We start from the raw sequence: 13,856 nt of genomic DNA, 5'->3' as shown, positions 1-13,856 counted from the left end.
GAACCGGCCACCCCTGAACCCCGGCGCACCCGCGGAGCCGACGCCGCGGGCGCACCCCTCGCGCAGGACCCATCCCAAGGAGACGAAAGAGACATGACCCCCCAACGCTCAGCAACGGCCGGTCGGCACGAAGGGGCCGCACGATGAGGGTGCTGCTGCTCGGAGGCAACGGATTCCTCGGCCGGTTCGTCGCCGACCGGCTGCTCGCCGACCCGGCCGTCCACCTCACCGCCCTCGGGCGCGGTGACGACGCCGACGTACGGTTCGACCTCGCCGGCGGCAGCCCCGGCGCGCTGACCCGGTTCCTGGACGCCGTCCACCCCGGAGTCGTCGTCAACTGCGCCGGCGCCACCCGTGGCGGAGCCCGCGACCTGACCCGGCACAACACCGTCGCCGTCGCCACCGTCTGCGAGGCCCTGCGCCGCAGCGGCTGCGGCGCCCGGCTCGTCCAGGTCGGCTGCGCCTCCGAGTACGGGCCCTCCCAGCCCGGCTCCTCCACCGCCGAGGACGCCGTGCCCCGCCCCGGAGGCCCGTACGGCGTCTCCAAGCTCGCCGCGACCGAGCTCGTCCTCGGCTCCGGCCTCGACGCGGTCGTCCTGCGGGTCTTCTCCCCGGTGGGCCCCGGCACCCCCGCGGGATCCCCGCTCGGCCGCCTCGCCGAAGCGATGCGCCGCGCCATGCAGGCCGGCGACGGCGAGCTCAAGCTCTCCGGCCTCGGCGTGCAGCGCGACTTCGTCGACGTACGGGACGTGGCGCGCGCCGTCCACGCGGCCTCGCTCTCCGCCGCCCAGGGCGTCGTCAACATCGGCACCGGCCGGGCGGTCAAGCTCCGCGACGCCGCCGCCGTCCTGGCCCGGGTCGCCGGATACGCCGGGACCCTGCACGAAATCGACGGCCCGCCCCAGCGGCCCGTCATCGGCGCCCCGCGCACCGAGTCCATCGCCGAGCAGCTGGCCGCCGCGCCCTACCCGTACCCCGACGGCTGCGGCAGCTGGCAGCAGGCCGACGTCCGCACCGCCCGCGACCGGCTCGGCTGGCGGCCCCGGATCAACCTCGAGGAATCCCTCGCCGACATCTGGATGGAGGCGGCATGCCGCATCTGACCACGACCACGACCGGGGCCGTCGAGGAAGCGGAGATGGGCTTCGGCGTCCCCGGCTACGCACACCCGCTGCTCGCCCCCGTCGAATGGGCCGAACTGGCCCGCCCCGGCACCCCCCTGCACTGGGCCGTGCTCAATGTCGCCGACGGGCCGGGGGCCCGCCCCGACCCGCACTGCCTGGAGGCGGCGGGCCGGCTCAGGAACGCGCGCGTGAAGGTCCTCGGGCACCTGGACCTCTGCCACGGCTCGCGCGACTTCGGCGAGATCGTCTCCGACGCCCACCGCTTCCTCGACTGGTACAAGGTCGACGGCTTCTATCTGGACCGCTGTCCCACGGACCGGGCCGACCTGCCCGAGGTGCGGCGCGTCACGGCCACCCTGGAGGCGGTGCTCGACGGCGAGGCCCACCTCGTCCTGGGCCATGGCACCCACCCGTATCCGGGCTATGCCGAGACCGCCGACCAGCTGGTCACGTTCTCCGGGCCGTGGGCGGACTATCGCTGGTCACAGGTGGCGGAGTGGACGGCCGATCACCCGCCGGAGAAGTTCGTCCATCTCGTCCACGGGGTGCCCCGCAGCCATCTCGACGAGGCGATGCGGATCGCCCGCTGGCAGGGAGCGGGGACGATCTTCTTCACCGACCGCTCCGCCCACACGGAGCACGCCGGACAAACCGACCCATTTCAAACTCTGCCCGGCTACTGGGACGAAATCGTCTCGCGCATTGGACCGGGTGTCTCGGAATGAGAAGGGGCGTGGCAGTGTTACGGGGAGAACAACCGTACTGACATACCGACCAACGGAGCCCCCGTGTCGCTGCCACCCCTGGTCGAGCCGGCTGCCGAGCTCACCGTAGACGAGGTCCGCAGGTACTCCCGCCACCTGATCATCCCGGATGTCGGGATGGACGGGCAGAAGCGGCTGAAGAACGCGAAGGTGCTGTGTGTGGGCGCCGGCGGCCTCGGCTCGCCGGCCCTGATGTACCTGGCCGCGGCCGGTGTGGGCACGCTCGGCATCGTGGAGTTCGACGAGGTCGACGAGTCGAACCTGCAGCGCCAGATCATCCACAGCCAGTCCGACATCGGCCGCTCCAAGGCGGAGTCCGCCAAGGACTCGGTCCTCGGCATCAACCCGTACGTGAACGTGATCCTCCACGAAGAGCGGCTCGAGGCCGAGAACGTGATGGACATCTTCAGCCAGTACGACCTGATCGTCGACGGCACGGACAACTTCGCCACGCGCTACCTCGTCAACGACGCGTGCGTGCTGCTGAACAAGCCGTACGTCTGGGGTTCGATCTACCGCTTCGACGGCCAGGCCTCCGTCTTCTGGTCCGAGTACGGCCCCTGCTACCGCTGCCTCTACCCGGAGCCCCCGCCGCCGGGCATGGTCCCCTCCTGCGCCGAGGGCGGCGTCCTGGGCGTGCTCTGCGCGTCCATCGGCTCCATCCAGGTCACCGAGGCCATCAAGGTCCTGGCCGGCGTCGGCGACCCGCTGGTCGGCCGGCTGATGATCTACGACGCCCTGGAGATGCAGTACCGCCAGGTCAAGGTCCGCAAGGACCCGAACTGCGCGGTCTGCGGCGAGAACCCGACCCTCACCGAGCTCATCGACTACGAGGCCTTCTGCGGCGTCGTGTCCGAGGAGGCCCAGGAGGCGGCGCTCGGCTCGACGATCACTCCCAAGCAGCTCAAGGAGTGGATCGACGCGGACGAGAAGATCGAGATCATCGATGTCCGCGAGGTCAACGAGTACGAGATCGTCTCCATCCCCGGCGCCAAGCTGATCCCCAAGAACGAGTTCCTGATGGGCAACGCCCTCCAGGACCTCCCGCAGGACAAGCGCATCGTCTTGCACTGCAAGACGGGTGTCCGCAGTGCGGAAGTCCTCGCCGTGCTCAAGTCCGCGGGCTTCGCGGACGCGGTGCACGTCGGCGGCGGCGTCATCGGCTGGGTGAACCAGATCGAGCCCGAGAAGCCGGTCTACTAGACCCGCATACGTGTCTCTGTGAGAAGGGGCCCGGACCTGACCTCAGGTCCGGGCCCCTTCTGCTCATGCCCCGCTGCGGGCCGACCCGCTGGAGCAGGTCGTGCCGTACGCGGGGACCTTGCCGTCCAGGAGATACGCGTCGATCGTCCCCGTCACGCAGGACGACGTGCCGTACGCGCCGTGCCCCTCGCCCTCGTTGCCGAGCAGGATGCCGACGCCCTTGCCGAGCTCCTTCGCCATCCGCTCGGCGCCCTCGAACGGGGTCGCCGGGTCACCCGTCGTACCCACGACCAGGATCGGGCCGGCTCCGGGCGCGCTCGCGTCCGGGTTCGCGTGCTCGCCCTTGACCGGCCAGTTCGCGCACCAGCCTGCCGTGTCCCAGGCGAGGAAAGGGCCGAAGACCGGGGAGAGCCCCCGGAACTCCGGCAGCAGGGCCTTCGCCTGCGCGGCCGTGGGCCGCTCCGAGGAGTCGGCGCAGGAGATCGCCCGCTGGGAGTGGGACTGCGTGGAGTAGTGACCGTTCTCGTCCCGGTCGTTGTACCAGTCGGCGAGGCGCAGCAGCTCGGTGCCGTCGCCGCGCTCGGCCTGCTCCAGGGCGGAGGTCAGCAGGGACCAGTTGCTCTGCGAGTAGAGCGTGATCGCGATACCCGTCAGCGCCAGGCCGTCGGTCAGCTTCCGGTCGCCGACGGGCAGCGGCTCCCGGTCCAGCTGCTCCAGGAGCCGGACGATCCGTGCCGTGCCCTTCTTCGAGCCCTCGCCGGTGCTCTTCAGGTAGTTGTCCAGGGCCCGCTGGAAGCCGATCGTCTGGTTGCGGGCGTGGCCCGTGCTGTCGGCGGTCGGGTCGACGACGGCGTCGAGGACGGTCCGGCCGACGTTCCGGGGGAAGAGATGGGCGTAGGCGGCGCCGAGCTGGGTGCCGTAGGAGATACCGAAGTAGTTCAGCTTCTCGTCGCCGAGGACGTGCCGGACCAGGTCCAGGTCGCGGGCGGTGTTGCTCGTCGTCGTGTGCGCGATGACCGTGCCGGAGCGGCGGGCGCACCCGGCGCCGAAGTCGGTGCCGTCCTTGAGGTACGCGGCCTCCTCGGCCGCCGTGTCCGGGGTGAGGTCGACCGAGGCCTCCGCGGCGGCCTGCTCGGCGTCGTCCCGGCACACCACGCCGCTGCTCCGCTCGACGCCCCGGGGGTCGAAGCCGACCAGGTCGTAACGGCCGTTGAGCTTCCCGTACTCGGTGGCGGCGCGCGGCAGGATGTCGACACCCGAGGCGCCGGGGCCGCCGAAGTTGAAGAGCAGCGAGCCGATCCGCCTGCTCTTGTCGCGGGCCTCCTTGCGGATCAGCGCGACCGGGATCGTCTCGCCGTCGGGCTTCGCGTAGTCGAGGGGGACCCGGACGCTCGCGCAGCGCCAGTCCGCGCCGGGCCGCTCGCCGCCCTCGGGGGCCTTGCAGCGCTTCCACTGAGGCTGCTGCCCGGTGAGGGAGGCGGGGAGAGCCGGGGCCTCGCCGGGCTTGGCGTCCGCGGCGGGCGGGGTCGTACGGGGAGTGTCGGTGCCGTTGCCGTTGCCGGCGTCGGTGCTCGTGCAGCCGGTGAGCAGTAGTCCGGTGACGGCCGCCGCGGCCGCCACCCGTATCCGTAGAACCAAGACAACCCCCGTGATCCGGACCCGAAAACCGCCATCCTAGGCGCCGGTCCGCGGGCTACCTGCAGACGGTCCCGGAGGCCGGCACCTTCCCCTCCAGGAAGTACGCGTTGACCGTCTCCTGCACGCACGCGTTGCCGCTGTTGTACGCGCCGTGGCCCTCGCCCTCGTACGTCAGCTCCACGCCGACGCCCTTGCCCAGCGCCTCCGCCATCGCCCGGGCGCCCTCGTACGGGGTCGCCGGGTCGCCGGTCGTGCCGAGCACGAGGATGGGGGCGGCCCCGGGGGCGGAGACGTCCGGGTGCTCCCAGGTGCCGGGGACCGGCCACTGGGAGCAACTCGCCAGCGCCCAGCCCATGAAGTCGCCGAAGACGGCCGAGGCCTCCCGGAACTCCGGGAGCCGCTCCTTGGCCTGGCCCAGCGTGTAGCGCTCCTTGAAGTCGACGCAGTTGATGGCCGCGTTCGCCGCCTGGATGTTGCTGTAACTGCCGTTCTGGTCCCGCCCGTTCATGGAGTCGGAGAGGGCGAGCAGCAGCGCCCCGTCGCCGCCGTCGGCCGAGTCCAGGCCCTGCTCCAGGTACTGCCAGAACTCCTTGGAGTACAGGGCCTGGGCGATGCCGTTGGTGGCCTGCGTCTGGGTGAGCTCGCGGTCGCCGATGCCGGGGATCGGCTTCTTGTCGAGCTCGGCGAGCAGCCCGGTGATGAAGGCCTCGATCTCGGCGACCGTCGAACCGGGCAGCGTGCAGGCGTCGCCGCGGGCCACGCAGTCCTTCGCGAAGTTGTCGAGCGCGAGCTGGAAGCCCCTGGCCTGGCCGAGAGCGCCGTCCTCGGTGCTGGAGTTCGGGTCGACGACCGCGTCGAAGAGCGCCCGGCCGACCTTCTCCGGGAACAAGTGGGCGTACACGCCGCCGAGCTCCGTGCCGTAGGAGATGCCGAAGTAGTGGAGCTTGTCGTCGCCGAGGACCTGGCGCATCAGATCCAGGTCGCGGGCCGCGTTGCTGGTGCCGACGTGGGGGAGCACCGTGCCGGAGTCCTTCTCGCAGCCGGCGGCGTACTTCTTCTGCGCGTCGGAGAGGGTCCGCTCCTCGGCGGCGTCGTCCGGGGTGAAGTCCAGGGCGTAGTACGCGTCCAGTTCCTTGTCGGTCGCGCACTCGACGTCCTCGCTGCGGCCGACGCCCCGGGGGTCGAAGGAGACCAGGTCGTAGCGGGAGCGGAGCTTCTCGTACGCCGGTGCGAAGGACGGCAGACCGGTGATGCCGGAGCCACCGGGACCGCCGAAGTTGTAGATCAGGGAGCCGATCCGCCGGCTCTGGTCGCGGGCCGGGGCGCGGATCAGGGCCAGCTCGATCGTCTCGCCGCCGGGCTTCTCGTAGTCGAGCGGCGCGTCCATGAAGGCGCACTCCCAGGCGGCGCCGCCGGGCAGCGGCGAGGGCGCCGTACCGCCGCCCTCCGCGGCGGACGGGGGCGGGCAGGCGGACCACTCCAGCTCCTGCGCGGCGAGCCCGGCGAGATCGGTGGGGGAGTCGGCGGCGCCGCCCTCGCCTCCGCCGTCCGAACACCCGGCGCATCCGGCGGCGAGCAGCACGGTGGTCGCGGTGAGCAGGGCGGCGCGCTGCGCGGCGGAGATCGGCATGAGCCCATGGTGGGCCGCCCGGGGCGCCCCCGCGCGGGCGAGTGGGCCAGGCGGGGGAGCGTCCCACTGGGGGCGCGGGGAACCGCGCGATCACCCACGACCGGCCCGAGCCTTCGTGCCGAGCGGCGCCCTGTCGTCCCTCTCCTGCCGGACGGCCAGTGCGCGCCCTGTCCGCCCCCGCCCCCGCTCTCGCCGGACGGCTAGAGCGCGTCCTGTCCTCCCGCTCCTGCCGGACGGCCAGTGCGCGCCCTGTCGCCCCCGCTCCCGCCGGACGGCTAGAGCGCCCCCCGCTTCGTCAGCCAGTTGAAGCAGAGCCATCCCGGCAGCACCGGCAGCCACAGCGTCAGGAGCCGGTACAGCAGCACCGCCGGGGTCGCGACCTCCAGCGGGAGGCCGACCGCCACCAGACCGAAGGTCAGCGCGCCCTCGACCGCGCCGACGCCGCCCGGGGTCGGCGCAGCCGAGCCGAGCGCGTTGCCCGCGAGGAAGACGACGGCCACGCTCGCGTAGCTGATCCCCTGGCTCTCGTGGCCGAACGCGCGGATCGACGCGTCCAGGCAGAGCACGAACACACCGGTCAGGAGCAGCATGCCCCCGATGCCGGTGAGCAGCTTCAGCGGCCGCTGGAGCACGTCCAGCATGCGCGGCACGACGCCCGCGAAGAGCGAGCGCAGCCGGGTCGAGACGAACTTGCGCATGAACGGGATCGCGGTGACCACCAGGACCAGGACCGCCACCGTCAGCAGACCGGCGATGACCGTCCTCGACGGGGTGAACGACTGCGACTTCTCCGTACCCGTCAGATAGCCGAAGGCGAGCAGCAGCAGGATGTGCGCGCCCAGACCGAAGAGCTGCGAGGCGCCGACGCTCGCCACCGCGAGCCCCGGCCGCACTCCCGAGCGCTGGAGGAAGCGCGTGTTCAGCGCGACACCGCCGACCGCCGCCGGGGCGACGATCTTCACGAACGACCCGGCGACCTGCGCGATCACGGTCCGCCAGAACCCCACCCGCTCCGGTACGAAGCCGAGCAGGCTCATCGCGGCCGCGACATAGCTGAGCGCCGAGAACAGCACGGCCGCCGCCACCCACCGCCAGTCGGCCTGGCTGATCGTGGACATCGGCGTGCGGGCGATCTGCGAGAGCAGGAAGTACGCGGCGACGGCGCCGGCGATGAGACTGATGAGCGTGCGCGGCTTGATCCGCTCCAGACGGACCGGTTCGACCGGTGCCTGCGGCCGGATCAACAGCACCTGCTGACGGATCTGGGCCAGCAGATCCTCCTCGCGGGCGTCGTCGAGCGCCTCGTCGAGCGCTCGCTTCTCGGCTTGCTTCTCCGCCTTCTCGAGCTTCCGGTCGGACTTGCGGGCAGCCTTCCCGCCGGCCTTCGAGACGTCCGCGCCCTCGTGGGCCTCGACCCGCGCCTGCTTCGCCGCCTCCGAGGCCTTGAGAACGGCCTCGCGCTCCCGCTTCGACCGCTCCCGCGCGATCTTCCGCAGCGTCGCGCGCGTGGAGCGGCTCAGCGCGATCGGCTGGAGGAGGGGGAGACAGTCCGCGATCGCGTCCGGGCCGAGCACCTCCACGGCCGCGGCGACCGCCCGCTGGGCGCCCACCCGCAGACCGAGGGTGGTGAGGAGCTGGGCGATGTCCATCCGCAGGATCAGATCGCCCGCGGCGATCTCGCCGCCCCGCAGATCCGTGAGGATCACCTTGCCGGAACGATCCACCAGAATCGCGTCCCCCGCGAGCCTCCGGTGCGCGATCCGGCGCGACTGCAGCGCCCGCACCTGACGCCAGGCGCTGCGCACCAGCTCGTCGGTGATCTCCTCGTCCTCCAGCGAGTCCAGGCTCCGGCCGCCCAGGTGCTCGTACACGAGCATGACGGCGTCCGGGCCGAGCTCCGAGGTGGCGATCAGCTTCGGCGCGTTGGCCCCGGCGGCGATCGCCGCGTACGCGAGGAGGGCCTCCTGCTCCAGGGCCTGGCGCAGGGAGACGATCGAGCGGCGGGTGGTGATGGCCCGCAGCGTGATCCGGCGCCAGACGCGGTAGAAGAAGCCGTGCGCCTGCTGCTCGCGGTCCACGACCGTGACATCGAGCGGAGGCCCGTCCTCCAGCGTGACGATGTACCGGCGGCCGCGGTCCCCGCTGTCGGCCGAGTCGGGCACCCCGGCGCCCTCGGCGCGCAGCGCCGTGACCGGCCGGAAGCCGACCCTGCGCAGGCCCGCGAGGAGGGTCTGGCCGGTGGGGCGGACGTTGGGGGAGCCGACCGCGTACAGCGTTCCGTACGCGACGGTCCAGCCGATCAGTACGGTCAGGATGATCGAGAACGCGGTGGTGTACCCGGCGACCAGCATGGTGAACGCGTCGAGCAGCAGCACCGTCCACAGGCCCAGCCGCCAGCGTGGCCTGCGGGCCATGCCGACCGCCGTCATGTACGCGATGACGGGGGCGAGGTAGTTGTGGACCGGGTCGGTGAGACCGCCCCCGGAGGCCGGCTGGGTCAGCGCGTCCTGGATGGTGCCGGGCGCGGCCTTGGCGACCCAGAGGTCGGTGGCGAGGGTGACGCCGTGGGCGAGGACGGCGGCGAGGACGCCGTCGGCGATCCGCAGGCCGTCGCGTTTGATGAGCCGCTCGATGGCGAAGGCGACCGGCACGAGCAGGACGGCGATGCTGGAGACCAGGCCGGCGATCTTGACGAAGACGTCGGGGGCGCCGCCGGCGCCCTTGTTGATGTCCTGCTCGAGGCCGGAGGTGGTGCCGTGGGCGAAGGCGGCGATGGCGATGACGAGGCCGATCGCGAGCACGCCGACGAGCAGCCGCATCAGGTCCGAGGGCCGGTGCACGCGGGCGGCGAGCAGGGGCTCGTCCTGGGAGACGCGCTCGTTGGGCTCTCCGTCGGCGGCGGGCATGCCGGGGTGCGCCTCCTCCTCAGGAGGCTGAGCGTCGTGCCCCATCACCATGTCCGTCTCTGCCTGTGCAGCGCGTACCACGCGTGCCGCGCACTCATTGCCTTGTTCGAATTGTTGTTCTTCTTGGTCTTCTTGTCGCTCTTGATCTCGTATCACCAGTCACCGCCCGGACGATGGTGGCACGAAGCAACGCCCGAAGGAGGCATCAGGGCGTTGTCGGTGGGGTGAGGCAGGATGGGGCGGATGAGCGTGGAGGAGCTTCCGGAGTACGCGGAGCGGGTCCTTGAGGTCGCGGAGCTGATCCCGGCGGGCCGGGTGATGACCTACGGCGACGTGGCCGAGTGGCTGGGCGAGGGAGGGCCGCGCCAGGTCGGCCGGGTGATGGCCCTGTACGGGGGTGCCGTGCCGTGGTGGCGCGTGGTGCGCGCCGACGGCACGCTGCTGCCCGGCCACGAGCTGCGCGCCCTCGGCCACTACCGCGAGGAGGGCACTCCGCTGCGCGAGGCGGGGCGCACGGCGGAGGGGCACGTGCCGAAGCTCGACATGCGGCGGGCGCGGTGGGACGGCGCGGGCGCGGACGGCGCGGGCGCGGACGGGGGTCCGCGTGCGGGAACTCACACGTGACAGCTTTGCCCATGGTGGGAGGGGCCGGGCGGCCCGATGACGGTACGGAGCCCCGTACGGAGTACGACTCGGGTGCCCTCCGTTTCCCGTAACGTCGTCGTTCGCCCCGTACACCTCTCCGCCTCTCCACCTCTTCGCTCAGGACCGGTCGATCCACGTGAGTTCCTCCTCCACCACCCGGCGTACGCCGTACCAGGGGCGGACCACGGGCGCGTACCGACTGCTGCGTACCGCCCCGGCCCGGGTGGATCCCCCTGTCCTTGACGCAGCGCAGCGGGAAGTGGTTGACCACGCGGGCGGACCGCTGCTCGTCCTTGCCGGACCGGGCACCGGGAAGACGACGACGCTGGTGGAGGCGGTGGCGGCCCGCGTCGAGAAGGGGGCGGACCCGGAGCGGATCCTGGTCCTCACCTTCAGCCGCAAGGCGGCCGTGGAGCTGCGCGACCGGATGGCGGCGCGGCTGGGAGGTTCGCGGCCCCCGCAGGCGACCACCTTCCACTCGTACTGCTACGCCCTGATCCGCGCACACCAGGACGCCGAGCTGTTCGCGGAGCCGCTGCGGCTGCTGTCCGGACCGGAGCAGGACCTGTTCGTACGGGAGCTGCTGGCGGGCCAGCTCGACCTGGAGAAGTCGGGTCTCGCGGGGATCCGCTGGCCCGACGAGCTGCGGGCCTGCCTGACGACGCGGGGCTTCGCCGACGAGGTACGGGCCGTCCTCGCGCGCTCGCGGGAGCTGGGGCTCGGGCCGCGGGCGCTGGCGGAGTTCGCCCAGCGGGTGGGGCGGCCGGACTGGAAGGCGGCGGCCGGGTTCCTGGCGGAGTACCTGGACGTCCTGGACCTGCAGGGGGTCCTCGACTACACGGAGCTGGTGCACCGGGCCGTGCTGCTGTCGGAGCGCGTGACGCTGCCCGACTACGACGCGGTCTTCGTGGACGAGTACCAGGACACGGACCCGGCGCAGGTACGGCTGCTGCGCGCGCTGGCGGGCCATTCGACAGGGGCCGCCGGAAGGGCGTCCGTGGGGGGCGGTGGTCGGGCGACGGGCGGGAGCACGGTGGTCGCCTTCGGCGACCCGGACCAGTCGATCTACGCGTTCCGGGGCGCCGACGTCAACGGCATCCTCGACTTCCCCGACACGTTCGTGGGGGTGGACGGCAGGCCGGCGGAGGTCCGCGTCCTGACGGCCTCCCGCCGCTCCGGCGCGGGCCTGCTCGCGGCGACCCGCGAACTCACCCGGCGCATGCCGCTGCCCCGGCTGCCCGCCGACAAGGTCCGCGCCCACCGGGACCTGGCGGCGGTGCGCGGGGGCGGCCGGCTGGAGGTGTACACCTACCCGACCGCGTCCACCGAGACCGACAACATCGCCGACCTGCTGCGCCGGGCCCACCTGGAGGACGGCGTCCCCTGGCACGACATGGCGGTCCTGGTCCGCGCCACGTCCTCCGTCCCCTCCCTCCGCCGCGCCCTGACCTCGGCCGGCGTCCCCCTGGAAACCGACACCACCGACACCCCCCTCCGCCACGAACCGGCGGTCGCCCCTCTCCTCCTCGCCCTCCGCGCGGCGGCGACACCCGCTGACGCGGGGGAGTTCCGGGCCGCGCCGCCCGACGTGCAAACCGACGGACCTCCCGGCGGCCAAGGGCAGCCGGTCGTGCCCGCCGATGCGGCGAAGGCCCCCGGGGAGACCTCGTCCGCGTCGCCCGACGTGCCTGCGGGCGGCCAGGAGGCCGGGGCGTCTGCCGGCGACCAGGAGCAGCCGGATGCCGCGCAGCCGGCCTCGTCCGCCGATGTGGGCGCTGACGGCCAGGCCGCGGGCGGAGACGTGCCCCTGGGTGGTTCCGGTGTGCCCGGGCGAAGCCCTGGGCCCGTGGCGGGGGTCGATGGCTCCGTCCCCGCGTCTGCCGACGGGTCTGGCGGCGGCCAGGAGCCGGATGCCGCGCAGCTGGCCTCGTCCGCCGACGTGGACGCTGATGGCCACGCGGCGGGCGTCGATGGCTCCGTCCCCGGAGGGGACGAGATGAGGGCCCGGGGGGCTGCCCCCGCGTCTGCCGACGGCGTCGGCGTCGGAGGGGCCTGGCTCGATGTCGATACCGCGCTCAGCCTTCTCGCGTCGCCCCTCGCCGGGATGGACCCCGCCGACCTCCGGCGGCTCGGGCGGGCCCTGCGGGACGAGGAGCGGGCCGGGGGGAACAAGGTGCCGCCGCCGTCCGACGTTCTGCTCGCACGGGCTCTCGCCGAGCCCGAGCGGCTCGCCGCCCATGACCAGTCGTACGCCCGCGGCGCCAGGCGGCTCGGTGAGCTGCTCCGGCAGGCCCGCGCACGGCTCGCCGCCGGCGGCACCGCCGAAGAGGCCCTCTGGCTGCTCTGGGACGGCACCCCCTGGCCCGGCCGGCTCGAGCGCGCCGCGCTCCGCGGCGGCGCGGCCGGCCGCAACGCCGACCGCGACCTCGACGCCGTCTGCGCCCTTTTCGAGACCGCCGCCCGCGCCGAGGACCGCGTCGGCGGCCGCGGCGCGCTCAACTTCCTCGAAGAGCTCGACGCCCAGGACATCGCCGCCGACACCCTTTCCAAGCGCCAGACCCGCCCCGACGCCGTCCGCCTCATGACCGCCCACCGCTCCAAGGGCCTCGAATGGGGCCTCGTCGTCGTCGCCGGCGTCCAGGAAGGCCTCTGGCCCGACCTGCGCCGCCGCGGCTCCCTCCTCGAAGCCGACCGCATCGGCCGCGACGGACTCGCCGAACCCCTCACCCCCGGCGCCCTCCTCGCCGAGGAGCGCCGCCTCTTCTACGTCGCCGCCACCCGCGCCCGCCACCGACTCGTCGTCACCGCCGTCAAGGCCCCCGCCGACGACGGCGACCAGCCCTCCCGCTTCCTCACCGAACTCGGCACCGAGCCCAAGGACGTCCCCGGCCGCCCCCGCCGCCCCCTCGCCGTCGCCGCCCTCGTCGCCGAACTGCGCGCCACCACCGTCGACCCCGCCGCCTCCGACGCGCTCCGCGACGCCGCCGCCCAGCGCCTCGCCCAGCTCGCCGCGCTCACCGACGACGAGGGCCAGCCACTGGTCCCGGCCGCCCACCCGGACCGCTGGTGGGGCCTGTTCGAGCCCACCCGCAGCCAGGTCCCGCTCCGCGACCGCGACCACCCCGTCGCCCTCTCCGGCTCCGCCCTCGACCAGCTCGCCAACACCTGCGCCCTCCAGTGGTTCCTCGGCCGCGAGGTCAAGGCCGCCGCCCCCGCCACCGCCGCCCAGGGCTTCGGGAACGTCGTCCACGTCCTCGCCGACGAGGTCGCCTCCGGCCGTACCCCCGCCGACCTCGACGTCCTCATGGCCCGCCTCGACTCCGTCTGGGACGCGCTCGCCTTCGACGCCCCCTGGAAGTCCGCGCAGGAGAAGGAGCACGCGCGCGTGGCGCTGGAACGCTTCCTGCGCTGGCACGTCATGGACCGCGGCGGCCGTACCCCCGCCGCCACCGAGCACGACTTCGACGTCACCCTCGAAGCCGGCGCGTACGAGGTCCGTATCCGCGGCTCCATGGACCGCGTCGAGACCGACGAGCAGGGCCGCGCCTACGTCGTCGACTTCAAGACCGGCAAGTCCGCCCCGACCAGGGACGAGGTCGCCCACCACCCCCAGCTCGCCGTCTACCAGCTCGCGGTACGCGAAGGAGCCCTCGACGAGGTCTTCGACGGCCGCCGCCCCGAACCCGGCGGCGCCGAACTCGTACAGCTGCGCCAGCCCGCCCCCAAGAAGGAGGGCGGGGACGCGCTGCCGAAGATCCAGGCGCAGGAACCCCTGGCGGGCGAGTGGGTCGGCGACCTGCTCGCGACCGCGGCCGGCCGGGTCCTCGACGAGCGCTTCACCCCCACCACCGGCCAGCACTGCACCCACTGCACCTTCCGGGCCTCGTGCAGCGCGCAGCCGGAGGGCCGCCACATCGTGGAGTGAGCCGGGACCACCGTGCCCGCC

Annotated in this window: 8 protein-coding genes; 5 read left to right on the top strand and 3 right to left on the bottom strand. The window is 73.1% G+C overall.

The features are described from left to right. Nucleotides 1-143 precede the first annotated feature (143 nt). The 3 genes from FDM97_RS29185 to moeZ all read left to right on the top strand — a co-directional run bounded on the left by FDM97_RS29185 (nt 144) and on the right by moeZ (nt 3,091). Nucleotides 144-1,103 (top strand): NAD-dependent epimerase/dehydratase family protein, encoded by a 960-nt coding sequence (locus FDM97_RS29185; RefSeq protein WP_137993486.1) that lies wholly within the window; start codon nt 144-146, stop codon nt 1,101-1,103. After that, nucleotides 1,091-1,849: a spherulation-specific family 4 protein gene (locus FDM97_RS29180; protein WP_137993485.1), complete on the top strand. Its 759-nt coding sequence runs from the start codon at nt 1,091-1,093 to the stop codon at nt 1,847-1,849. Before FDM97_RS29185 ends, FDM97_RS29180 begins: the two co-directional genes overlap by 13 nt. A gap of 63 nt (nt 1,850-1,912) precedes the next feature. Further along, nucleotides 1,913-3,091, top strand: coding sequence for an adenylyltransferase/sulfurtransferase MoeZ (moeZ, locus tag FDM97_RS29175; protein WP_137993484.1), 1,179 nt, complete (start codon nt 1,913-1,915; stop codon nt 3,089-3,091). Between the two features lie 63 nt (nt 3,092-3,154). Here moeZ and FDM97_RS29170 read toward each other — a convergent pair whose 3' ends face one another. From FDM97_RS29170 to FDM97_RS29160, 3 genes are all read right to left on the bottom strand, one after another. Next, the gene (locus tag FDM97_RS29170; RefSeq protein WP_137993483.1) at nt 3,155-4,729 is read right to left on the bottom strand and encodes an alpha/beta hydrolase; all 1,575 of its coding nucleotides are present in this window, start codon (nt 4,727-4,729) and stop codon (nt 3,155-3,157) included. 55 nt (nt 4,730-4,784) lie between these two features. Next, nucleotides 4,785-6,359, bottom strand: coding sequence for an alpha/beta hydrolase (locus FDM97_RS29165; protein WP_137993482.1), 1,575 nt, complete (start codon nt 6,357-6,359; stop codon nt 4,785-4,787). A gap of 275 nt (nt 6,360-6,634) precedes the next feature. Further along, on the bottom strand, nt 6,635-9,265 hold the full coding sequence (locus FDM97_RS29160; protein ID WP_137995091.1) for a lysylphosphatidylglycerol synthase transmembrane domain-containing protein: 2,631 nt from the start codon (nt 9,263-9,265) through the stop codon (nt 6,635-6,637). Nucleotides 9,266-9,499: 234 nt separating this feature from the next. Here FDM97_RS29160 and FDM97_RS29155 point away from each other — a divergent pair, with 234 nt between their 5' ends. Together FDM97_RS29155 and FDM97_RS29150 are read left to right on the top strand one after the other, a co-directional pair. Then, complete coding sequence (locus FDM97_RS29155) at nt 9,500-9,889, top strand: MGMT family protein (RefSeq protein WP_137993481.1); 390 nt, start codon at nt 9,500-9,502, stop codon at nt 9,887-9,889. A 157-nt stretch (nt 9,890-10,046) separates the two neighbouring features. Next, a complete protein-coding gene (locus FDM97_RS29150) occupies nt 10,047-13,835 on the top strand; it encodes an ATP-dependent helicase (RefSeq protein WP_137993480.1) in 3,789 nt (1,262 codons plus the stop codon). Nucleotides 13,836-13,856 lie beyond the last annotated feature (21 nt).

The organism is Streptomyces vilmorinianum, from assembly GCF_005517195.1.
GTDB lineage: Bacteria > Actinomycetota > Actinomycetes > Streptomycetales > Streptomycetaceae > Streptomyces > Streptomyces vilmorinianum.
Note: the sequence above shows the minus strand (reverse complement) of the source record. Positions and strands in the feature narration are given on the sequence as shown.

Bases quoted from the DNA above. Each gene is read 5' to 3' on its own strand.
- FDM97_RS29160 (WP_137995091.1), bottom strand. From the start codon at position 9,265: ATGCCCGCCGCCGACGGAGAGCCCAACGAGCGCGTCTCCCAGGACGAG.
- FDM97_RS29185 (WP_137993486.1), top strand. From the start codon at position 144: ATGAGGGTGCTGCTGCTCGGAGGCAACGGATTCCTCGGCCGGTTCGTC.
- FDM97_RS29155 (WP_137993481.1), top strand. From the start codon at position 9,500: ATGGGGCGGATGAGCGTGGAGGAGCTTCCGGAGTACGCGGAGCGGGTC.
- FDM97_RS29180 (WP_137993485.1), top strand. From the start codon at position 1,091: ATGCCGCATCTGACCACGACCACGACCGGGGCCGTCGAGGAAGCGGAG.
- FDM97_RS29165 (WP_137993482.1), bottom strand. From the start codon at position 6,359: ATGCCGATCTCCGCCGCGCAGCGCGCCGCCCTGCTCACCGCGACCACC.